We start from the raw sequence: 22,493 nt of genomic DNA, 5'->3' as shown, positions 1-22,493 counted from the left end.
GCCTGTTCCTCGGTGGGTGCGAAGTCCATCTAGCCGCCCCTCGTCAATGCGCGGCCGATGATATTCTTCTGAATTTCGTTCGTCCCGCCGTAGATGCTGATCGCGCGGCCGTAGAGGTATTCCCCGGCGATCGCCGTGCCGGTTTCGGTATCGAGATATCCGCGCATCGCGTGTTCCGGCATCGCGTCCACCGTGGTGCGCGTGACGCGCTGATGGAGATTCGACAGGGCGATCTTGAACGCGGAACTGGGCACTCTGAGCTGTCCGGCATCGCCTTCGGCCGCCAGCAGCCGTTGGGCGAACATTTCCATGGCGCGAAGCTCAAGTTCGATCTCGTGCAAGGCTTCCGTCATCTTCCGTGCATGCCCGGTACGATCGCGATCGAGCGCACGGACGATCGCGCGCAGCCGCTGGACCGAAGCCTTCAGGCCGGGCAGGCCCGATATCCGCTCGTTGTTGAGCAGGAAGGTCGCGATATCCCACCCCTGACCGACGTCGCCTATCACAGCATTGTCGGGCACGATCAGATCGTCGAGAAACACTTCGTTGAGGTGGCATTCGCCGTCGATGCTGCGGATGGGACGTACGGTGATCGCCGGATCGCCCATGTCCGCCACGACGAACGTGATGCCCGCATGCTTGGTCGCCCCGTGCGAAGTGCGGACCAGCAGGAAGATATCGGTCGCGGCATGCGCGCTCGTGGTCCAGATCTTGGAGCCGTTGATCCGCCAGCCGTCCGCCGTCTTTTCGGCGGCGGTGCGCAGCGAGGCGAGGTCCGAGCCCGATCCCGGTTCGGAAAATCCCTGGCACCAATAGGATTTCCCCTCGATCAGCGGAGGCAGCATACGAGCGCACTGCGCGTCGGTGCCGAATTCCATGACGACGGGGGCCAGCAGGTCGAACCCCTGGATGTTCTGCGTCGGCGCCCCGGCCAGCAGGGCTTCTTCCTCGAAGATCAGCACCTTGCTCGCGGGCCAACCAGTCCCGCCGAACGCGGTGGGCCACGATGGCGCGCCCCACCCCTTCGCGTGCAGGATGGCCTGCCACTCGAGCGCTTGGGGGACCGAGACGAATTGCCCGGCACGCCCACGCTCGCGCAAGTGCGGGGGCAGTGCCTCGGCCAGAAAATCGCGCACTTCCGCGCGAAATTCCCGGGCGCCCGGATCGATGCGAAGATCCATCGGCGCGCTACGCCTTTTCGAGGATGTTGATCACCGAGACCGCGCCCGCCCCGACCATGTGGGCGAGCCCGGTGCGGGCTTTCTCCACCTGGCGGCGTCCCGCTTCGCCGCGCAATTGCAGCGCGATCTCGTGTATCTGGGCGAGGCCGGTAGGCCCACCCGGATGCCCGCGGGCGATCAGTCCGCCATCGGTGGAGAACGGAATCCGCCCGCCGATCGCGGTGTCGCCGTCCGCCACCAGGCGATCGCCTTCGCCGTCACCGCAGAAGCCGAGCAATTCGTAATACAGCAGTTCCTCGATCGGATAGGCATCGTGGCACTGCGCGAGCGAGATATCCTCCGGCCCGAACCCCGCTGCCTCGTAGGCTTCCCGCGCGGTCGTGCGCGTCATTTCCGGCGGACCGACCACGGCGCCCATGAAGATGTGTCCGTCCGTCATCTGCTCGGACTGCTGGACGGCGGCGGCCACGCGGATCAGCGGACGGCCTTGCTCGGCGGCGATCCGGCGAGCGATCTTTTCCGTCGCGACGATCGCGCAGGCGCCACCCTGGCCGACGCCGGCGGCCATCTTCGAGGTGAAGGGGTGGGCGATCTTGCGCGAGTTGATGACCTCCTCGGGCGTCACCTCGTGATCGGCCTGGCGCATGGCGTTGACGTTGAACCGGGCATGGTTCCAGTTCTTGGCCGCGATCTGCGCGAACGTGTCGATCGTCGTCCCGCGTTCGTGCATGCGGCGGACGCCCCACAGGGCGAAGAAGGCGGCGGGCAGGATGATGCCTTCCATCCCCCCGCGCGAGGTGCCCACGCCCTGAACCTTGTGGAGATCGTCGAAACCGAGCGCCATCGCGCAATCGACGTGCCCCCCGGCGACCTGGAGCACAGCCTCGCGGAAGGCCGTGGAACCTGTCGCCGATGCATTCTCGACATGGGTGATCGGCAGCCCGGTCATCCCCAGGTCCTTGGCATAGTTGATGCCGTCCATCAGGAAGCCGGTGATGTAACCGTTATACAGCGTTTCGATGTCGCGGAAGCTCAAGCCCGCGTCGTCGAGCGCCGCGACCCCCGCGCCGAACGCGCATTCGCGCACCGGCACGTGGGCGTTGCGAAACGGATGCATGCCAACGCCGACGACATAGACGTCGCGATCGAACTTGCGGCTCATTGTGCGTCTCCCCGGGCAGGACGGAATGCGAAGGTGCACAGTTCCGTGCCATCGTCGTCTGTCGATACCGGGTAGGCCACCAGTTCGACCGGATCGCCGATCGTCCATTCGCGGGCATCGCCGTCGAGCATCACCGCCTGGATGCGCACGCCTTCGGGCAAGTCGCCCTGGACCACGCCATAGCCCTTGGCATCGGAATATCTGACCCTGCCGACCAGTGGGTGGTCGACGTAGGTCCACGAATATATCGTCGCGTCCGCCGAAAGCAGGCGATCCTCCACCGCTTCGCCCGTGACCGGGCAGCGGAGCCGCGTGGGAAAGAAATAGAGGTCGGCCGCGGCGCTGTAGGACCCGATCAGGCGAACGCGGTCGCTTCCGTCCTCGAATTCCATGTAGCCTTCTTCCAGCGCCTTGCGCGCTGGTTTCGTGCCGTTTTCCGTCGTCACTTGCCTGGACCTCCCGATATGTGATTCGCCAATTAATTTACCGATGGGTTCAAAAAATCAAGCCTTTTCCTACCGTCGGGTTTTTATTATGGATCATGCAATCGAACATGAACTCGCAAACGCGGAGAGCGAAAAATGAATCTCGAAGGCAAGGTGGCGCTGGTGACCGGCGCGGGGCAGGGCATCGGACGGGCAGAGGCCTTGTCGCTTGCGGAAGCTGGCGCTTCGGTGGTGGTCAACGATTTCTCTGCCACGCCGGGTAAAGGCGCCGCCGACGAGGTGGCGGCGAAGATCGTCGCGCGCGGCGGATCGGCGATCGCGAACTATGGCGACGTGGCGAACTGGGACGCCGCGGAGGCGATGATCGCATCGGCGGTATCGGCGTTCGGCGGGTTCGACATCCTCGTGTGCAATGCCGGTATCGTGCGCGACAGGATGCTGTTCAACATGTCGGAGCAGGAATGGGACGATGTGATGCGCGTGCATCTCAAGGGGCACTTCGCCCCCTTGCGCTTCGCAGGCCGTTATTGGCGCGAGAAGGCGAAGCGGGAAGGACGCCCGTCCGGTGGGCGGGCGATCCTGACCAGTTCGGAAGCCGGCATGTACGGCAATCCCGGGCAACCGAATTATTCGGCGGCCAAGGCAGGCATCATCGGGCTCTGTTTCGACGCCGCGAAGGAACTGGCGAGCGCCGGCGTCACGGTCAATGTGATCTCTCCGCGCGGACGCACCCCGATGACGGAGCAGGCGTTCGGCGAATTCGCCGAGATTCCCGAAGGGCAGTTCGACGAATGGGATCCGGCGAACGTCGCGCCGTTCGTGACCTTCCTCGCGGGCGATGGCGCCGCGAACATATCGGGGCAGGTGTTCACGGTGTATGGCGACCACGTGAAACGCCATCAGGTCTGGCCCGTGGCCACCGAAATCCGCAACGGAGCCATCTGGACGCAGAGCGATCTGGCAGGGCGGATCGGCGACTTGGTGCCCGACGCCGCCGCCGGGCCGCCATCGATGGGCGATGTCGATATCCCCGTCGCGAAATCATGACCGGGCCTGCCGCCGATTCGCCCGCGGCGCGCCGCAGCCCCGGCCGTCCGCCGACGCAGGTGACGAAGGGGGATGTGCTGGCGGCAGCGGCACGGCTGTTCGACGAACGCGGCTACGCGCAAACCACGATGCAGGATATCGCGGCGTCGCTGAAGGTCGCGAAGCCCACGCTCTATTCGCTGGCGGGAAACAAGGTTCAGCTTCTCGAGGCCATTTTCGACACCATCATCGAGGGCGCGGACCGCATTCTCGCCGAGGCCGAGGCGGCGCAGGACGTGTCGCTGGCGCTGCGTTTGTTCATCCGCGAATCGTTGATGCACGGTGCGCGCAACCGCGCGATGATGAACGTCTTCCTGTCCCACGCGAGCCATCTTCCCGCGGCATCGCAGAGCGCTCACGAGGCGTGGTCGCGCGAGGCCTATCATCGGCTGAAGCGAACGATAGAGCGGTCTCACGCCGACGGCGGCGTGGACCCGATGATCGTCGCCTTCGCGATCACTTCGTTCATCAACCAGTTGCCGCAGTGGTTTTCCGAACGCGGTGCGCTGTCACTCGAGGCGGTGGCAGACAATTTCGCGGCCCTGATCGAAAACGGCGCGCTGTTGGCGGATGAATAGATCCGTTGCCCGAAGCCGCAAGACGGCGGGAGAGAGAGAGATGACCATAGTTAGCAACGAGGCTTTTCGGCGATGCACCGGCCTTGTGACCGAGCGCACGCTCGAGGGCATGTTGGCCAGCGCAGCGGAGCGATGGCCGGAACGCGAATTCCTTCGCATCGGTGACGACCGCCGGACCTTTTCGCAGGTCCACCGCGATGCGGCGGCCATGGCGGCCGTCCTCCACGATCGCGGCGCGCGCCCGGGCGACCGGATCGCCTTGGTCCTCAGCAATTGCATGGAGCTGGTGACCCTGCTGTTCGCGAGCTGGCGGATCGGGGCGGTCGCCGTGCCCATAGTTCCGATCTATCGGACACGGGAAATGCGCTCGATCTTCGCCGACGCGAGGCCCCGGCTGATCTTCGCCAGTTCCGAATACGGCTCCCGCTCGCCCTGCCTCGATGCCGACGACGCCTTGCAAGGTTTGGAATTCCAGCCCGACGCACGGTTCGTGATCGGCGCAGGGGAAACACCGGATGGCTGGGAAGCGCTGCCGGTGGTGGCGGATGGCAGCTCCGGGCCGGCGCATCCCGGCGAGGCGTCCGATCCATGCGTCATCCTCTATACCTCGGGCACGACCTCGGCGCCGAAAGGCGTGCTGGCGAGCGCCGCCGGGTTCACCAGCGCGCTCGATGCATGGCGCCTCGATCTCGGCCTCTCGATTGAGGATGTTACGTTCACCGGAGCGCCGCTGGCCCATCTCGGCGGCATCTATACCGCCGTGTTGCTGCCACTTTCGCTGGGTGGCCGCAGCGTCGTGCTGCCGCGATGGGATCCGGAGATCGCGATCGACCTGATCGAACAGGAGCGCGCGACCATCGCGGCGGGCGCCACGGTCTTCCTGCGCGATCTCGTCGAGCGATACGAACGCGGCAGTTCGCCCGGTCATCACCTCAAGATATTCAGCTCCTCGGGCGCGCCGACCCCGCCGAACCTGATCCGCCGCGCCGATGCGCAAGGCATCTATGCCTTTCGCAGCTACGGCATGACCGAGTGTCTCGGAACGATCGCGCACCCTCGCTTCGGCACGCCGTTGGAGATGCGGGCGGAAACCGATGGACGAGTGGCCTTCGGTTCGGAAATCGAGATCGTGGACGACGAACGCCAGCCCGTGGAGGCCGGAACGCTTGGCCATATCCGCCTGCGCTCCCCCCAGCTGATGCTGGGATACACGCTGGCCGAACTCAACGACGCCCAGATCGACGAGCACGGATGGTTCTACCCCGGCGACCTCGGGCGGCTGGACGGAGACCGCAACCTTACCATGGAGGGGCGGACGAAGGACATCATCAATCGCGGCGGCGAGAAATTCTCGTGCCAGGATATCGAATCCGCGATCCTGAAGCACGATGCCGTCGCCGAGGCGGCGGTGCTCGGCAAGCCGGACGAAAAGTTCGGCGAGGTCGTGGCGGCCTTCGTGGTGCTTTCGCCGGGCAAGGTCTGGCCGGGCGATGAAGCGATGTGCGCGCATATGGAGACGCTCAGCCTCGCGCGGCAGAAAATCCCCGTCGACTGGCGAGTGGTGAGCGAATTTCCACGAACCGCCTCGGGCAAGATCCAGAAGCAGGCGCTGTCCGCCGAGTTCGAGCGCGCTGCGAGCGCGGTGCTTTGAGCGCAAGGGGCTTTCGATGTTGCCGTATGCCGAACTGATCGATCTCGCATTTCCCGAAACCCGCCACCGCTGGACCTGCCGCGACGTGCAGCTTTACGCGCTCGCGACCGGCTTCGGGCGAGACGTGGAATCCGAATTCGATCTCGCGTTTATCCAGGGAGAGTCGCCACCCGTATCGCCGGGCTTCGCTTCGCTGGTCGCGAACCTCGCGGCGCCCGATCGCCTGCGCCGCCTCGGGGTCGATTTCTCCAAAGTGCTGCATGGTGGCCAGTCCGTCGAACTCATGCGCGCGCTTCCCGCCGAGGGCGAAGTGACGTGCCGCACGCGGATCGTCGAAGCTTACGACAAGGGCGAGCGCGGGGCGGTCATCGTGGAAGCCACCGACCTTTTCGGCGAGAGCGGCGAGCACTTCGCGCATACCCGATCGACCATTGTCGCGCGGGGTGATGGCGGCTTCGGCGGCAGCGATGCGCGCCCGCCGTCCCCCCCTGTCGCGCCAGATCGTGCGCCCGATCATCGCATCGCGTTCTCTCTGCGTCCCGAGCAGGCGGCGCTGTACAGGCTTCTGGGAGACCTGAACCCGCTGCACGTCGATCCGGCAGCCGCCCGGCGCGCTGGCTTCGATCGCCCGATCATGCACGGGCTGTGCATCATGGGCATAGGCATTGGGGCGATCCTGCGCCAAACGGGCGATCTCGGCCTGCTCCGCGAATCGTCGGTCGAAGGACGGTTTTCAGCGCATTGCTATCCGGGGGATGATCTTGAAATCCTGATATGGCGGCAAGATCGAGCCCTGTTTTTTGAGATTCGATCTGCCGTTACCGGATCTCCCGTCTTCTCGAACGGCGGCATCTCGAAATCCAGCAACAGAAGTTGATGCTGGGTAAAATTTTTGAGGAACCCATCTTTTTGGATTGCCACCTTTTTGCGAACTAACCTGATTGCGGCAGGCCTCTGAGCAGGGTCAGTCACATAAGAGTCTATCTGGTCCAAACGGACGATCTTGCCGCCATAGCCGTGATTATGCCAAACGGCGCCGTCGTTAATAGAGAAATATTTGGCTTCGACTGAGCACGCCGCCATTTGGCTGTCCGAGCCGATCTAGAGATTTTCAAGCGTTCGAGCGATCGACAAGGGCGGCGGGTGGATCGTGGAGCAGGCCGGACGGCATGCGGCTATCGCGCGGGATTACGCACACCTATCACCCGCAGTTTCCGGGCGGACCTCGTGCTTGATCCATCCACGAGGGACACCAGAAGCTTGCCGACGCCATCCGTGCCAAGCTGATCCGCGACGGCACGCAGGGGCCCATGTCGTCACCGTCACCGCGCTGGAGCCGGTTGGATCGACTGACGTCGATGCGTCCGACGCTGCCAGTTAGGTCGCCGATCAGATCATCACGTTCCGGCGCGGCAGTCGCGAGCAGCGGCTGAGCCGGAGGCGCGCTTATGGCATCGATGCGGCGGACGCCAATACGGGCACGGCCTCGCACTGGTCTGAGCCCCTAGATTTCCTCCAGCGATAAGTAGAGTCCGGCCTTTTGAAAAGGAGACGGACGAGATGAAGCGTAGTAGGTTTAGCGAGGAGCAGATGATCGCGGTGTTGAAGGAGCAGGAAGCGGGGATGCCAACGAAGCCTGACGGCACGACTATAAACACTTCCGTGCCAACTCGAGTCTCGGGAACCGAGCCCCGGCCGAGATCAGGGCAAGAACAAGCGGCAAACCGTATCGGCAGCATGCTCCCGATATGGTTGTCGCCATCACCCCAGCGACCGGCGTCAAAACGGCCCAAGGCTCTACTCGTAGACGGTAGATACTTCGGGCTCAGACCACGCCATCGTCGTCGGGATTGATCCACAGCGGGGCGGGATCACCGTCGAACGGAAGGGGCAAGCACGAGGCGCTCGATCTCTCCCGCCTCGCCGATCGATATCCGGCCAGGGCGGGTGCGGGCGATACATTCCTCCCAAGGCGCGACCGCTGATCGGGTCATGGCCCATCTGGAGAGCTTCCGCGCCGACACCGTCGATGCACCGGCGGTCGATGTGGCGATATCCCGCGCCAGGGATGCGGTCGCGCTCTATACCGATAGCCGCGCCAGGCTCACCGACGCGCTCGGCTTACGCGACGGCGTGCAGATCGGGGCAATTGATGAAGTGCGGCGGGAAGTGGAGATGGTGCTGGAATAAGCAGCAAGGTGCGTGCACTATCATCCTAATTTTGCTCAGGGGCATCACGGTTCATCCTGAGACGAAATTGTTGGGCCACCTCTGTAGAATCTAAATTCGTTGAGATAGAAAAGCCTTCGTCAACCTCTATCACGGGTGCCAGATTTTCCTGATCTCGATAACGCAGCTTACCTTCAATATCGACGTGGATTGGGCGTAGCGCCCCTTTATATGGAGAGTTGCGCCATGCTGCCCTTACTTCCTGATAATATTCTTCCGGCCCAGAAACGAATATATGGCAATCATGGCCTATGGAAAATGACGAGTCGCCCGCCTCCGTGGCTATAGCCACACCGGAATAACTGTCTTCAAAATCCTTAGTGCAGCTGCCGTTGACGCTATGCTGAGCGTGGCACGCCACTAAAGATATACATAAAATACCAATGGGAAAGATGGTTCTCATTTTCAGTTCGCCGAGTTGCATCCCGCTTCATACTGATTGGAGGCATTCGAGTTGGGTTGGGATAAAGCACCTGATAAGCAACTGTTGTAAGCCCGCCGCCTAATATCGTTGCTTCCGAATGCTGCTGACTGACCCCACATCCGATAGTAGCTTTGCTCGACCTCATAGGCATCATACTCGTTGAAGTAGTGCTTTCTACCGAGAGCAAAGGTGCTGCTTGCAGCACCAGGGCGCCAAGCGGCATGGTAAGCTTCATGTGCGAGCACACCGCCCCCAACGAGCCCCCTCGCTTTGCGATCGGTCAGACCTGAACTCCTCGCTATTCTATCGCCTCTGCTATTAATCTTCGCGTAGTCGAGATTTATCGTGTCTGTATCGGCAGCAAAGCTCCCCATAGTGGTAGCTCCGTCCTCGGTGTTAAAAGTAATGTTTACTCCGCCGTCACCTTCTTTACCGAGCTGCTTCACCGCCGCATTTAGCCTCGGATCGCGGATGCGCGTTCCAGTCATTGGTCTCGCTGCCGCGTCCTTCAAATTCTTATGATAAGTCTTGAAATCGGCGCACTGCCCATCCGTCCCCTTGCATTGATACATGCCACTCGGATCGATCGCATTGACCGGATCATTTGCGACATAGGCGTAGAGATTAACATTGTCCTCATACCCAATCGGATCAGTCTGCATGAACCGGCCGAGGGTGGGCGAGTACATCCGGGCCTTGTAGTAATACATGCCCAGCTCTTCGAGCCACACTTGTCCCGTATATTGAAACCGCCCCTGGTTCGCGCTGCTTTTTACCCCATACTCGTCGTAGGTGTTGATCTGCGCACTTGCGCCCGTGCTGGAAGTCGAAAACGCGATCGAGCCGCGCGCGTCGGTGTAGAGGTTGCGCCGAGCCGTGGCAGTGACCGCGGCGCCGGTGTAGGTGGCGATCGGATCGTCAGCGCCAGCGACAGGCCCATGGACGTGCCGCGCCAGCATTGTTCCGTTAACATCGTATTCCGCGACCAGCGCGTCGCCGTCGTACAGGAATTTCGTTCGCGAGGTGATATCTGCCCAAGTCCACTCCTCTACTACGCTAAGACGGCCCAAAGGATCGTATTGAAGAGTGACGAGATTATATCCTGGGCTCAGCGCTGTGCAGTTATTTTGAGCGCTCCCGGGGCTGGTCATAGCGATCAGTCGGTTTTCGACATCATATTTGTAAATGTATTGACCGTCATAAATCAGGTTGCCGTTGGCGTCGTAGCAGTAGGTTTTGTTACCTACCGATGTGTATTGGTTCAACCCGTTGGTCTGATAGTTGCGCGTAATGTTAACATGTCCATCCCAGCTATAAGCGTCATTGGTCTGCGTCTCGGTCCGGATTTGCGAAGCCGGGTTCCGCGTGAAAGACCAAGTGACATCGTTCGATCCCGCATTGCTCCAACCGGTCGAGGTGACGCGACCGATCGCATCGTAAGCCCAGTTCTGGTCTGGCGCAGTGCTTGCGCGGTCGATCTGCGTGATCTCACCACGGCTGTTGTAGTTGTAATCCACGATCAGGGCGTTCGCATGATCGCGTATCTGGTTTAGCCGCCCTCCAGAACGGTATTGATAATTGATATTAATCGCATCTGGGAAGGTGAGCCGAGTCCGGTTGCCCCCCGCATCGTAATAATGATCGAGGGTTCTCGCCACACTTCCCATTGTGTCGGTGTAACGCATCACCCGACCGTACCGATCGTAAGTCGTAATCAGCCCTACACCCGACAGACTGTCAAACCGTGCATCAGTTTGCAGCCCACGGATATCGTAACGATAAAACACATCGCGTGTGCTTAGCGAACTGCCCGGCACCGTCTTGCGCACTACGCGGTTGAGCTTGTCGTATTGATAGGCGATCACCGAACCATCGCGTTTGCGCAAGGAGATGCGGTTGCCGTTCGCATCGTATGAGTACTGCTCGTAATCCGAGGCGTTGATCGCGCCGGTCACTGCCGGGTTGGGGAAATACCAGTGCGTCTGCCGGTCGAACCCGTCGTACAGCATCGAGGCCTTGTACCCGCGCGCATCGGTCATACTCGCCATCTTTCCGTTGGGAGTGAAGGTGTAGGTAGCATAATTGCGGACGAGCGTCGTGCCGACACCTTGCTCGATGCGGACGACCCGGCTTTCGGTGTCGTAGTGCTGCCGCGTTACCCTGTCCGGACCATGTGCGCCGACAGAGCCTGGTGTGCATGCGCTCGCCGGCAGGCTCGACCAGATCGAAGGGTTCATGCGCGATGCGGTGCACTGTAGCCGGTTGAACCCGTCATAGCTCGATTGGGTGAGTGTAAAGCTCGTATTGCCAGCATCGGAAACAACCGATTTCGTTGCAAGACGCCGATTGTTGTAGCTCATCTCGACTCTGCTGAGTGCAACCAGCGCGGTATCGGTGGGGCTTGCGATCGATCCATTTTCCACCTTGAGAACCTGATCGTCCGCATCGCGATAGGTCGTTCGTGTCGCAAAGCGGCGAGCACTTTCTTCTTTCGGCCCGATCTCCCAAGTCTGTCGGCCCAAGATGTCGTAGCGGAAATAGACCGCATCATCGCTTCCTGGCAGGGGCCCATCCTTCGACAGAAGCCGCCCCGCCGTATCGTACGCGAAGGTCGTGGTCAGCGGATCATTGCCGACCCCGTCGGTCAGCGTTTCGGTCAGAGGAAGCGAGGTGTCGTTCCAATAGGTCCACTCAGTCACGAAAGATTGGGCGGTGCCGCAGGTCTGCTCCGCGCCCGCCGCGTTGGCCTCACAAATCTCCTGCCGGATCAACCGGCTGGGGCCGTTGCCATCCCACGTATTCTTTGTCTTCCGGCGTCGGTTCTGGGCATCGGCTGGCTCGAGCTTTTCGAGCAAGACCGCTCGAGACGTGCTCCAGACGAAGTCGGTCCGGTTGCCCTTTGCATCTTCCGTCCATTGAGGGAGGAAGCAGGAAGTCGAAGCACATTGAGGGCCGCTGGTGTTGAATTGCGCTGTTTGCGCCAGATCGGCTTGCCCGCTGCCAGGCTTGGCGATTTGCCGCAGCTCGGTGATGTTGGCACTCGCGTCGTAATCGACCTCGGTCACATTACCTTCCGGATAGGTGATCCGAACCAGACGCCTGTTTTCGTACTCGTAAGATGTGACGCGATTTTGTGAATCGACAATCGAAGAGATCTGCGGGAATGACCCCATGGTATCCTGAAACACATTGGCCACCCGCCGAAATCCTTCAGGGCCGGTAATCGTTGCCTTGGTGATCCGACGTGAAGAATTGCGGTCGAAGACGTAGTTAAATATCACGCCGTCATTGGTCACATCTCTATCGATTCTGCTCGCATCCAACTGGTTGGTCGTGACTTCATAAGTGTCGACGGCCTCGCCAGGCAGTCGAAGACTGGAGGTCGCAGAAAGGCCCCATGATCGCATGCTGCCGTCGGGATAGTTCCATATTCTCCCGTCGATGTCGGTTATGGTCCCGTTGTCGTAGGTCAGGCTGGCAAGAGGGACGGTGGGCGCAGCCACGCTGACCAGCTTGACCTGATCCAGCGTATTCCACTGCGCTTGCACCATCGGATCGCTGTTGTAGACGTTCGATTTGTACGTGAAGATGAGCCGATATCCGGCGCTGCTTGTCACCGCCGACACGCGATGAACGCGATATTCTTCGCCACCCATCTGCTGTGAATGAGAGTTATATGAAAGGCTCAGCGTTTCGCCGTCAGGATAGTTTATGGACGACGCCAAGAAATAGTAGCGGTCTCCACTAAGAATGATCCCTTGGGTGCTCGTCCGGGTATTATATGATATCCGCCTTCCGGTACCCCCTTCGATAAATGTGAATTGTCCGCTCGCATAATTGGCTACAAGATTATTGCCCTGCAGCTTTCTGTCCTGGCAGATCTCTTCGCATTCGAAGCTGTGCGATGTCTGCCCTCCTACGTTCAGCGAATAAGTCTCCCGCTCCCAAGTATTCGGAACACGGTAGCCCTCGAGCTTCATATAGAATTGCTCAAGATTGGAAAAAGCGAGCTTCGGCGCTGCAGGGATGGATATCTCGGGAAGGCGTGCAGGCAAATCGCCAGGCAACAGATCAATTCCGTTGGGATCACGCTCGACATCGAGGGGTTTGAACCCTTGCGCACACGCTGGCTGCGCGAATGATATCAGCACCAAGATCGCCATGCCAACAAGAGCCTGCACGACTTGTAGCCAGGACCGATTGAAACACCGCGCTATCACCCCTTGCGACCTCAACATGTCTGCCCCCGATGATTGATCTGCACGCGCTACGGTTCAATAACACTACAGGTGGATGAGCTAACACCTAAACTCCCTGACGCGGCAGCGCCTAAAGAGTCCCGAACTACGTAAGTAAATGATGACGTGTCGAACTGAGGGCCGAACCGAACCCGTATGGTCGTGCTCGACAGTTTTGTCGCAGTGGCAGATCCAGAGACACGGGAAACCGACACGAGCTCCAATGGATAATTGCCTTCTGGATCAGAATCGTTCGCGGTTACATTGACATTGAAAAAGCTGAAACACTCGCCGCCCGCGTAGTTTGGGCTGGTCTTTGGCGGACTGTTCGTCGGCGTCGGGGTCGGTGTGGGCGTCGGAGTGGGTGTTGGTGTCGGTGTCGGTGTCGGTGTCGGAGTGCCGACGCCTGTATTAACACAACTGGCCTTGCCGCCATTGGCCGTAGCGACGTGAGCTGCTCGGTTATCGCTGCTATCGAAGCAGAATGAGCGTGTCTCGCCGTCATTCTCACCACCGGCGGTGCCGGATGTCACGAGCCTGCCCAAAGCATCGCACGTGTATGTTTTTGTGCTGGACTGCGCTTGCGCCAAGCCGGCTACTCCAATGGTCGCGCAGCTGGCCAGCAAAAGCGATTTACGCCCCATGTAGCACCCCCGTTTCGATCGACGCCTTGCCTCTAAATCGATAACTCCACGAGCCAATCGATCATCGGCGCAAGAATGCATTCGGTTCAAACTTGCGAAAGTCGGCATTACTATGCTCGCGACCATGGTGCCATTTCGAGAAGCCGCCCCCGCATCCCCCCGCCCCTGAAACAGAAATCTTCCGATTCTGTCATCTTTCTTAGCGAGGCAATTTTTTAGGTCGGTTCAAATTGGTCAAGAGCAAGTCTGATTTTGTTGTTCTCGATCGCCATAGAGCTATACTAAACCGCAATTCTGCCTCGAGCACCGCAGTCGTCTTTTGCGACGCAGACACCATTTCGGCCATCGGTTGGCTGCATTCTTCACCGCGAAGTCAATCCCGTCGCAACGACGCACCCGCATATGGATCGTAATCCGACGGTGGCAGATCACCGCGCGGATCGACTTGCTCGACTATCGCGGGAGGCGGCCGTGCGGGCACCTGCTGCTGCCACACACTGGTGAAGGTCATCGCGACGATCGGCGCACCGAGCAGGAGGAAGCACCCGATCACCACTTTGGCAGCGTGCCGTATAGGCAACCTGCCGGTCAGCATCATGACTCCGACCAAGGCGATCGCGAGCACGCACAGGATCGTCGCTACGCTGCCGAGCAGCGTGCCGGTCAGCCAGTCGACCGCATTGCCGAGCGAACTGCCGGGCACTCGATCGAACAACGATCCGGCAGGTGCCGGCATCAAGGCTGTTCTCCGTGGTTCATTGTCCCGTAGCCTCCCCTTCGCGTCAGCCTCGCACAATGCCGCTCGCCAATCATTGCGGCAAGCCACCTTTCGGTGTTTCGCAGCCGTTCCGCTGCGGAGAGAAAATCCCGGATCGTACTTCTCCGCCCTTTGCAATCGCTTGGAACGCTGTATGACTCGGGGGCTTGGGGAAGAGCTAAGGGGGAATCGCAAAGTTTGGCCGAACAACTGCGCCAGGATGTTCTATTCATCGGACTTACGCGCCCGCAAATGTTTGCGGGTGTGACCTACAGCTATTTCGTGATCAATGCGGTGATCGCGGTCGAGCTGTTCCTGATCTTCAAATCGTGGTGGGTTCTCTTGGCAGCGCTGGTGATCCATGCGCTCGGCATGGTGCTGTGCCTCAACGAGCCGCGGTTCGTCGACTTGTGGCTGACGCGCGTGCGCCATTGCCCGCGAGTGAAGAACCATGCGCTGTGGCGATGCAATTCCTACCGCCCGTGACCCGCGATCCGAAGGCGGCGGCGCGTGAGACTCCGGCCGGCGCCCATCTGCCCTATGCACGGCATCTCGATCTCGCGACGATCGAGACCCGCGACGGGCTGCTGATGCAGACCATTCGCCTGGGCGGCCTGCTGTTCGAGACCGCCGACAGCGACGAGCTCAACTACCGGGCGGAGCTGCGCGACGCGATGCTACGCGCGTTGGGCTCCTCGCGCTATGCGGTCTATCACCACCTGGTGCGCCGCCCCGCCGCGATCGGCATGGGCGCGGCGCCGTCGGACTCGTTCAGCCGCTGGCTCGATACGCGCTGGAAGGCGCGCTTCGAAGAGCGGCAGCTCTTCGTCAACGAGCTGTTCCTGACGATCGTGCGCCGCCCCTTGCAGGGCCGGGTCGGCACCGCCGATCGGCTGCGCGCATGGTTCTCGCGCTCGAGTGGCCGCAACGCCGAGCGGATCGCCGCCGAGAAACACGCGCTCGACAACGCGCGTGAGGCGCTGGTCGCCGCGCTCGGGCACTACGATCCCCATTTGCTCACGACTTACGACACGCCCGAAGGGCGGCGCTCCGAACCGCTCGAGTTCCTGTCGTGGCTGTTCAACCACGACATGCGGCCCGTCGCGCTGCCACATGGCGATCTCGGGCATCACGTGCCCGCCCGGCGGATCAGCTTCGGGCAGGACGCGGTCGAGCTCGCGCCCGCCGGACATCTGCCGCGCAGCTTTACCGCGATGGTCTCGATCAAAGACTGGCCGGGGCGCACCATGCCTGGGATGTTCGACGAACTCAGCCGGCTGCCCTTCGCGTTCGACCTGACGCAGAGCTTCGCACTGGTCGAACGGCGCGAGGCGCTCTCGCGGATGAACCTCGTGCTGCGGCGGATGCAGTCGGCCGAGGACGAAGCGCTGTCGCTGCGCGACGAACTGGCGGTCGCGAAAGACGAGGTCGCTGCCGGGCGCGCCGGGTTCGGCGAGCATCACACGACGATCGCGATCCATGCGAACAGCCTCAAGGGGCTCGACGCCAACGTTGCCGAGGTGATCGCACTCCTCGCCGATCTCGGGATCAACGCGGTGCGCGAGGACATCGCACTGGAACCTGCGTTCTGGGCCCAGTTTCCGGGCAACTTCCGCTATATCGCGCGCCGCGGCCTCGTCTCCACCACCAACTTCGCGAGCCTTGCCAGCCTGCACAACTTCCCGGTCGGCAAATCCGACGGCAATCATTGGGGCGAGGCCGTCACGCTGTTCGAGACGACCGCGGCGGGTCCCTATTTCTTCAACTTCCACCACCACGATCTGGGCAACTTCACCGTCATCGGTCCTTCGGGATCGGGCAAGACGGTGGTCCTGAACTTCCTGCTGTCGCAGGCACGCAAGTTCGGCCCCCGGATCGTGTTCTTTGACAAGGATCGCGGGGCCGAGTTGTTCATCCGCGCGATCGGCGGCAGCTACGATCGGCTGCGGCCCGACGCGGCCTCGGGCCTCAACCCGCTGCAATTGCCCGACACGCCCGCCAACCGCGATTTTCTCGGCGAATGGCTTACGCTGCTTGCCGGCGGCGCGTCTGCCAAGGAGCAGGAGGCGATCCGCGAGGCGATCGAGACCAATTACCTGCAGCCGCCCGAGCGGCGCCGGCTGCGCCATCTGGTCGAGCTGTTCCGCGGCGCCGACCGGCCGCGCCCTGGCGATCTTCACGCGCGCATGCGGGCGTGGTGGGGCGATGGCGAGCGCGCCTGGCTGTTCGACAATGCGCGCGATACGACCGATATCACGCAGAACACGGTCGGGTTCGACATGACAGCGATCCTCGACGATCCCGCCGCGCGCACGCCGGCGATGCTCTACTTCTTCCACCGGGTCGAGGAGCGGCTCGACGGCAGCCCTGCGATCATCGTGGTCGACGAAGGGTGGAAGGCGCTCGACGACGACGTCTTCGTGCGGCGGATCAAGGACTGGGGAAAGGCCATCCGCAAGCGCAACGGCATCGTCGGGTTCGCGACGCAAAGCGCGCAGGACGCGCTGGAAAGCCGGATCGCGAGCGCGATCGTCGAACAGGCGGCGACGCAAATCTTCATGATCAACCCCAAGGCGCGGGCGGAAGATTACATGGACGGGTTCGGGCTAACGCAGCACGAGTTCGATCTCGTGCGAACCCTGCCCGATTCCTCGCATTGCTTCCTGATCCGCCATGGCAAGGAAAGCGTGGTCGCCCGGCTCGATCTGTCGGGCGAGGACGACCTCCTGACCATTCTGTCGGGCCGCGAGAGCACCGTTCGGTTGTTCGATCGGCTCCTGCCCACGACCGGCGAGGATCCCGAAGACTGGATCCCGGCGTTGCTCGGCGAGGCGGCCTGAGCGATGGCCTGTCCTTCCATCGTCACCGGCGACCGGTTCCTGACCCGCACGCTCGAGCATATCGACTGCCAGGCGCAGCTTCTGGGCAGCTACGGCTATCAGGCCCTGGGACAGCCCGGCTCGCTCGCCTCCACCGTGGTCCTGGGCCTGCTCACCTTGTTTATCGCGCTGATCGGCGTTCGTTTCCTGTTCGGGCCCGGGCCGGGCGCGCGCGATCTGGTCTATGACGCGCTCAAGGTCGGGATCGTGCTCACGCTCGCCTTCTCCTGGCCCGCGTTTCGCACGGTGGTGTACGACGTAGCGATCGCGGGTCCGGCGGAGATTACCAGCGGGATCGCGACGCCGGGCACAGGCGATACTTCGGTCGGTTTTGTCGCGCGTTTGCAAGCGGCCGATAGCGGAATCGTGGAATTGACGGAGAGCGGCGTCGGACGCAATACAGGCGCACTGCTCGGCGAGAGCCCGGGCGCGAGTTTTGTGGGGACCGCATTGCAGGATGACGCAGCGCTCGGATGGGCGCGACTGCTGTATCTTGCCGGCACGATTGGATCGGTTGGGCTGTTACGGCTGATCGCCGGGCTGCTGCTGGCGCTAGCGCCGATCGCCGCTGGAATGCTTCTGTTCGAGGCGACGCGCGGGCTGTTTGCCGGATGGCTACGCGGCCTAGTGCTTTCGATGCTGGGCGCGGTTGGGGTCAGCGTTGTGTTGGCGGTCGAGCTCGCTGTACTTGAGCCCTGGCTTGCCGATGCTTTGCTGGTTCGCGGCCTCGGTTATGGGGTTCGCTCGGCGCCAATTGAGCTACTCGCGATCACGCTTGCGTTTGCGCTGATCCAGGCTGGCGCGATCTGGCTCTTGGCCAAAGTTGCGTTTATGCGCGGGTGGCCGTCGATGCAGATGGCGGAATCACAACTGCCCGTCGCGCTCTGGCAGCGTCAGCAGGCCGCGCCCTCGGCCGCCAAACCGATCCATGTCGAAAGTCGCGCGCAGCGCACCGCCGATAGCATCGAGCGCCTGGGCGAACGCCAGACGCGTAGCGTTCAAGAGCGAATGAGTTATCGCACGCTAGTTACGGGCGGAGTGGGAGGCGGATTTGCGGTCGCCGCCGGCGCAGGGGGCGAGCGAATGGGTTCGGAAACTAAGCTCGGCAGTTCCTATCGCCGAACCGCGCATCGCGGCTCGATAGCGGCGCGTCGGCGGGAGGGCAGGTCGTGAACGTGCCGAAAGACTTCGATCACGATGTCGATCGTCATGCCGATCACGCGGATATCGAGATCGCCGACAGCTGGGCGACCAGCGTCACGCAGTCGCTCGAACGCTCGCGCCGCACCGCGTGGATCGTCGCCGCGGTCGCCAGCGCCACCGCGCTCTTTCTTGCCATCGCGCTGGTCGTGCTGCTGCCGCTGAAGACGGTCGAGCCCTACACCCTCCTGGTCGACCGGCAGACGGGCAATGTCGAGGCGCTCGCGCCGCTCGACGAACAGATGGTCGGCGCCGATGCCGCGCTGACCCGCTCGTTCCTCGTGCAATACGTGATCGCGCGCGAGAGTTTCGATGCCGACAACCTCCAGCGCGACTACCGCAAGGTCGCGCTGTGGAGCGCGCCCGAGGCGCGCCAGCGCTATATCGCGCGGATGCAGGCATCGAACCCGGCAAGCCCGCTCGCTTACATGTCGCGCGGCGGTACGATCGCGGTCGATGTGCGCAGCATATCATCCCTGTCGACGGACAGCTCGCTGGTGCGGTTCACCACTGTACGCAGCGACCCCGGCGCGCAGGCACAGACCGCGGAGCACTGGGCGGCGGTGATCAACTACGGATTCTCGCCTACCGAAATGAGCGAGGCGGACCGCCTGCTCAACCCGCTGGGGTTCCAGGTCACCCGCTATCGCCGCGATGCCGAGACGCTGCCCGAGGTCGTAGAGGCGCAAGGCGGACCCGGTCCTGCACCCGCACCACGGACTCCTGCGCAGTCGGACACGGCGGATACCGCGCCGTGATCCGCCTGATTGCAGCTCTTGCGGCGGCGCTCGTCGCCATTCCGTGCGCAGCGCAGACGATGCCGCGCCCGGATATCGACAACCCGCGTCTCCAGACCGTCCAATGGTCGCCGGGCAGTGAGTACCTGCTGACCGCGTTACCGATGACCGGGCTTACGGTGCTGTTCGAACCGGGCGAACAGGTCGAGCGCGTCACGCTCGATGCGCCCCGGGTGTTCGACGTCAAGGTGTCCGCCGAGCGCGATGGGCTGCTCGTGCTGCCGCAGATCGACGGCGCGGCGGCAACGATGCTGGTCGCGACCGACCGGCGCGATTACCGCATGCAGCTGCAGACCGGCGAAGGGCTGATGGCCGCTTATCTGGTGCAGTTCGCCTATCAGCCCGAGGCGGACGCGCCGTTCGCCGAGCCGGTGGCCGAGAGCTGGTCCGAACCGACCGGTGAGGTCTGGACCTATCGCCTGAGCGGCGACCGCGCGGTGCGCCCGTTATCGATTAGCGACGACGGCCGAAAAACGCGGATCGTGTTCGGTCCCGATCAGCCGCTGCCCGCGGTGTTCGCCATCGGCCCCGGCGGCGAGGAGCAGGTTGCGGGCGGCTATATGCGCGGCGAGGTCTACGAGATCGATCGGGTGTGGCAGGAACTGGTGTTTCGCATCGACAAGGAGAAGGCAACTGCCGAGCGCCGCCGCGAGCCCGAGAACGCCGATGGCTAAGCGCGCGACGGGTGAGACCGACACGGGCACCGATCGCGGACCGGAGGACATCCGTCCGGTCGTCGCGCGCGGCAAACCGGGCAATCTCGGACTCTGGGTATTCATCGCGGTGCTTCTTGTAGGCGGTGTGTGGCTGTTCTCGGTGATGAGCGCCAACCGCGCCGATATCGAACGCTCGATGATCGCCGCGAACCTGCCCGAGACGGGTGCGCAGATCGTCTCGCCGCCCCCGCTCGCGCTGCCGAGGCAGTTTCTCGAGCCTTCCTTCGCTGACCGTGGTCTTCTGCGCGAGCCGGAGCGTATCATTCCACCACCAACAGACCCTGCTCCTACGCGCATCGTCGAGCGCGTGATCGTCGAACAAGCGCCCGTCCCAGTACAACCGGTCTTCGATCAGCCCGGCCGCGGGTTCGAGCCCCCGGCGGTGGTGTTCGACAGCGCCTTGCGCTCACCGGCAGTTCCGTCTGCCGACACCGCGGCAGGCGATAAGGAGCGCGTCAATGCTGGTCTCCTTATCAATCCCGCGCTCACCGTTCCACAGGGCACGGTCGTTCCCGCGGTTCTCGAAACCGCGCTCGATTCCACGCGGCCCGGCGGCGTTCGCGCGCTCGTCCAACGCGATGTCCACGGGTTCGACGGCTCGCGCGTGCTGATCCCGCGCGGCAGCCGGCTCTACGGCGAATACGAGGCGGGCCTCAACGCCGGACAGAACCGTGCGCTGGTGCGCTGGACCCGCCTGCTGCGCCCTGACGGTGTGACGATCGCGCTCGATTCGCCCGCCTCCGATCCGCTCGGGCGCGCCGGCATCCGCGGCAAGGTCGACAGCAAGTTCTTCCAGCGCTTCGGCGGCGCGATCCTTCAGTCGGTGCTCGATATCGGCGTGGGGATCGCGACCCGCGAGGCGACCGACGGAGTGGTCGTGGCACTTCCTGGCAGCACGCAAAACATCGACGTGGTCGATCGCGAGCAGGTTCAGCGCACGCTCAAGGTCAAACACGGCACAAGCGTATCGGTGTTCGTTGCGCGCGACCTCGACTTCTCGACGGTCGATTCCTGATCCGTGGAGACCGGCTACTACCTCGACAGTTTCCTGGCGCCGCTCGCCCCCTGGCTCTCGCGCGGCGATGTCACCGATATCTGGATCAACCGGCCCGGCGAGGTGTGGATCGAGACGCTCGGCGGCGGGATCGAGCGGGTCGCCGAGCCCGCGCTCGACGAACGTCTGCTGACCCGGCTCGCGCGCCAGATCGCGGCACATTCCTCGCAAGGCATCAGCCGCGCGCAACCGCTGCTCGCGGCAAGCTTGCCAGACGGCTCGCGGGTGCAAGTGGTCGGTCCACCCGCAACGCGCGGCGGGCACGTGTTCGCGATCCGCCGGCACGTATCGGCCGATCTCTCGCTCGCCGACTGGGAGGACGGCGACGCGTTCGCATCGCTCGAGGCTGGCGATACCGAGCTCGAGCGCGAGCATGGCTGGCGCACGCTCGGCGGCTCGGAGACCGCAAGCGCTTTGCGGATGGCCGTGAAGGAGCGGCGCAACATCGTCGTTTCCGGTGGCACCAGCACCGGCAAGACCACGTTCCTCAACGCGCTGCTTGCCGAGATACCGTCCGCGGAACGCTTAATCCTCATCGAGGATACCGAGGAACTGAAGGTCCGGCACGACAACGCGGTCGGGCTGATCGCGGCGCGGGGCCGGTTGTCCGAAGCCGAGATCGGTGCCGAGGATCTGCTTATCGCCGCGTTGCGCATGCGGCCCGACCGGATCATCCTCGGCGAACTGCGTGGCGGCGAGGCGTTCACGTTCCTGCGCGCGGTCAACACCGGCCATCCCGGCTCGATGACCACGATCCACGCCGATACCAGCGCGCGATCGAGCAGCTGGCCTTGCTCGTGCTTCAGGCCGGTTCGCGCTTGGCCCGCGATGACGTGCGGCACTACGTGCGCGAAAGTATCGACCTGTTCGTGCAGCTCGAGCGAAGAGAGGGGCGGCGGCGAGTGGCAGAAGTGCTTATTAAGGCCTAGAAGCTGGCGACCGAAATCAAAATATCACCTTGCGGATCGATAGCTATCTCCACAGCCGGAGAAGACTCTCTGTCTTTCAAGGTTCGCGGTTCATTATTCATTCCATACAGCAGAGGTCTTCGATTTTGATGCGCTCGTTTTCTCGTTTTGCCGCTGCAACGCTGCTCCTGAGCCCGAGCGCCGTATTCGCGCAGGCTGTCACTGATCCGCAGGGTTCGGGTCCGATCGTCGCCGCGCTCAGCTGGCTACAGGGCACGCTACTCGGCAACGTTGCCACCGCGGCCGCCGTCATGGCCGTCGCGGCGGTCGGTTTCCTCATGCTGACCGGCCGGATGAACTGGCGCTTCGGCGCCACCGTCATCATCGGCTGTTTCATTCTGTTCGGCGCGGTCTCGATCGTTTCCGGTATCCAGCAGGTGGCCGGAGGCTAAGGTATTTAGAACCAAGTTATAATTAGGCAAGCGAATGCTTCACGTGCTTCCAAATACTCGCGGTAGAGCGTTTCGCGTTACCGAGCTTCGA

General features: G+C 62.6%; 20 protein-coding genes. 13 read left to right on the top strand and 7 right to left on the bottom strand.

The features are described from left to right. Window positions 1–29: 29 nt before the first annotated feature. From ACE3QC_RS05990 to ACE3QC_RS05980, 3 genes are read right to left on the bottom strand one after another with little or no spacing between them, the layout of a single operon-like run. Window positions 30–1,181 (bottom strand): acyl-CoA dehydrogenase family protein, encoded by a 1,152-nt coding sequence (locus tag ACE3QC_RS05990; protein ID WP_374406232.1) that lies wholly within the window; start codon window positions 1,179–1,181, stop codon window positions 30–32. Window positions 1,182–1,188: 7 nt separating this feature from the next. Beyond that, on the bottom strand, window positions 1,189–2,343 hold the full coding sequence (locus tag ACE3QC_RS05985; protein ID WP_374406231.1) for a thiolase family protein: 1,155 nt from the start codon (window positions 2,341–2,343) through the stop codon (window positions 1,189–1,191). Then, window positions 2,340–2,789: a Zn-ribbon domain-containing OB-fold protein gene (locus tag ACE3QC_RS05980; protein WP_374406229.1), complete on the bottom strand. Its 450-nt coding sequence runs from the start codon at window positions 2,787–2,789 to the stop codon at window positions 2,340–2,342. The genes ACE3QC_RS05985 and ACE3QC_RS05980 overlap by 4 nt, the downstream gene beginning before the upstream one ends. A gap of 135 nt (window positions 2,790–2,924) precedes the next feature. Between ACE3QC_RS05980 and ACE3QC_RS05975 the strand changes: the two genes are divergently transcribed. The 5 genes from ACE3QC_RS05975 (at window position 2,925) to ACE3QC_RS05955 (ending at window position 8,294) form a co-directional block, all read left to right on the top strand. Next, window positions 2,925–3,836: an SDR family NAD(P)-dependent oxidoreductase gene (locus ACE3QC_RS05975; RefSeq protein ID WP_374406227.1), complete on the top strand. Its 912-nt coding sequence runs from the start codon at window positions 2,925–2,927 to the stop codon at window positions 3,834–3,836. Beyond that, window positions 3,833–4,453 carry a TetR/AcrR family transcriptional regulator gene (locus tag ACE3QC_RS05970; RefSeq protein ID WP_374406225.1) on the top strand — a complete coding sequence of 207 codons (621 nt, stop codon included), beginning with the start codon at window positions 3,833–3,835 and terminating at the stop codon, window positions 4,451–4,453. The genes ACE3QC_RS05975 and ACE3QC_RS05970 overlap by 4 nt, the downstream gene beginning before the upstream one ends. A gap of 40 nt (window positions 4,454–4,493) precedes the next feature. After that, entirely contained in the window at window positions 4,494–6,104 is a 1,611-nt protein-coding gene (locus ACE3QC_RS05965) for a class I adenylate-forming enzyme family protein (RefSeq protein WP_374406223.1), read from the top strand. A gap of 16 nt (window positions 6,105–6,120) precedes the next feature. Further along, on the top strand, window positions 6,121–6,981 hold the full coding sequence (locus ACE3QC_RS05960) for a MaoC/PaaZ C-terminal domain-containing protein (RefSeq protein WP_374406221.1): 861 nt from the start codon (window positions 6,121–6,123) through the stop codon (window positions 6,979–6,981). Between the two features lie 1,115 nt (window positions 6,982–8,096). Then, window positions 8,097–8,294 carry a hypothetical protein gene (locus ACE3QC_RS05955; protein ID WP_374406219.1) on the top strand — a complete coding sequence of 66 codons (198 nt, stop codon included), beginning with the start codon at window positions 8,097–8,099 and terminating at the stop codon, window positions 8,292–8,294. Between the two features lie 25 nt (window positions 8,295–8,319). On the opposite strand, the gene ACE3QC_RS05950 is transcribed toward ACE3QC_RS05955, so the two are convergent. The 4 genes from ACE3QC_RS05950 to ACE3QC_RS05935 form a co-directional block, all read right to left on the bottom strand. Continuing rightward, on the bottom strand, window positions 8,320–8,757 hold the full coding sequence (locus ACE3QC_RS05950) for a hypothetical protein (RefSeq protein WP_374406218.1): 438 nt from the start codon (window positions 8,755–8,757) through the stop codon (window positions 8,320–8,322). Beyond that, window positions 8,739–12,920, bottom strand: a complete 4,182-nt coding sequence (locus ACE3QC_RS05945; RefSeq protein ID WP_374406216.1) for an RHS repeat domain-containing protein — start codon at window positions 12,918–12,920, stop codon at window positions 8,739–8,741. Before ACE3QC_RS05945 ends, ACE3QC_RS05950 begins: the two co-directional genes overlap by 19 nt. A gap of 104 nt (window positions 12,921–13,024) precedes the next feature. Beyond that, window positions 13,025–13,639: an Ig-like domain-containing protein gene (locus ACE3QC_RS05940; RefSeq protein ID WP_374406214.1), complete on the bottom strand. Its 615-nt coding sequence runs from the start codon at window positions 13,637–13,639 to the stop codon at window positions 13,025–13,027. A gap of 373 nt (window positions 13,640–14,012) precedes the next feature. After that, window positions 14,013–14,375 (bottom strand): TrbC/VirB2 family protein, encoded by a 363-nt coding sequence (locus tag ACE3QC_RS05935; RefSeq protein WP_374406212.1) that lies wholly within the window; start codon window positions 14,373–14,375, stop codon window positions 14,013–14,015. Window positions 14,376–14,648: 273 nt separating this feature from the next. On the opposite strand from ACE3QC_RS05935, the gene ACE3QC_RS05930 reads away from it, so the two are divergent. The 8 genes from ACE3QC_RS05930 (at window position 14,649) to ACE3QC_RS05895 (ending at window position 22,402) form a co-directional block, all read left to right on the top strand. Beyond that, window positions 14,649–14,882, top strand: a complete 234-nt coding sequence (locus tag ACE3QC_RS05930; RefSeq protein WP_374406210.1) for a type IV secretion system protein VirB3 — start codon at window positions 14,649–14,651, stop codon at window positions 14,880–14,882. Beyond that, window positions 14,861–17,236 carry a VirB4 family type IV secretion/conjugal transfer ATPase gene (locus tag ACE3QC_RS05925; protein ID WP_374406209.1) on the top strand — a complete coding sequence of 792 codons (2,376 nt, stop codon included), beginning with the start codon at window positions 14,861–14,863 and terminating at the stop codon, window positions 17,234–17,236. The genes ACE3QC_RS05930 and ACE3QC_RS05925 overlap by 22 nt, the downstream gene beginning before the upstream one ends. A gap of 3 nt (window positions 17,237–17,239) precedes the next feature. Further along, window positions 17,240–18,448 (top strand): type IV secretion system protein, encoded by a 1,209-nt coding sequence (locus ACE3QC_RS05920; protein ID WP_374406207.1) that lies wholly within the window; start codon window positions 17,240–17,242, stop codon window positions 18,446–18,448. Further along, the gene (locus ACE3QC_RS05915) at window positions 18,445–19,233 is read left to right on the top strand and encodes a virB8 family protein (RefSeq protein ID WP_374406205.1); all 789 of its coding nucleotides are present in this window, start codon (window positions 18,445–18,447) and stop codon (window positions 19,231–19,233) included. The genes ACE3QC_RS05920 and ACE3QC_RS05915 overlap by 4 nt, the downstream gene beginning before the upstream one ends. Further along, the gene (locus ACE3QC_RS05910; protein ID WP_374406203.1) at window positions 19,230–19,946 is read left to right on the top strand and encodes a TrbG/VirB9 family P-type conjugative transfer protein; all 717 of its coding nucleotides are present in this window, start codon (window positions 19,230–19,232) and stop codon (window positions 19,944–19,946) included. The genes ACE3QC_RS05915 and ACE3QC_RS05910 overlap by 4 nt, the downstream gene beginning before the upstream one ends. Then, window positions 19,939–21,003, top strand: coding sequence for a TrbI/VirB10 family protein (locus ACE3QC_RS05905; protein ID WP_374406201.1), 1,065 nt, complete (start codon window positions 19,939–19,941; stop codon window positions 21,001–21,003). Before ACE3QC_RS05910 ends, ACE3QC_RS05905 begins: the two co-directional genes overlap by 8 nt. 3 nt (window positions 21,004–21,006) lie before the next feature. Beyond that, window positions 21,007–22,014, top strand: coding sequence for a P-type DNA transfer ATPase VirB11 (gene virB11 / locus ACE3QC_RS05900; protein ID WP_374406199.1), 1,008 nt, complete (start codon window positions 21,007–21,009; stop codon window positions 22,012–22,014). Window positions 22,015–22,099: 85 nt separating this feature from the next. Next, window positions 22,100–22,402, top strand: coding sequence for a TrbC/VirB2 family protein (locus tag ACE3QC_RS05895; RefSeq protein WP_374406197.1), 303 nt, complete (start codon window positions 22,100–22,102; stop codon window positions 22,400–22,402). Window positions 22,403–22,493 lie beyond the last annotated feature (91 nt).

Origin of the sequence: Pelagerythrobacter sp. (assembly GCF_041912895.1) — a bacterium.
In the GTDB taxonomy this organism is placed as follows: Bacteria; Pseudomonadota; Alphaproteobacteria; order Sphingomonadales; family Sphingomonadaceae; genus Pelagerythrobacter.
This window is presented reverse-complemented; position numbering and strand designations above follow the sequence as displayed.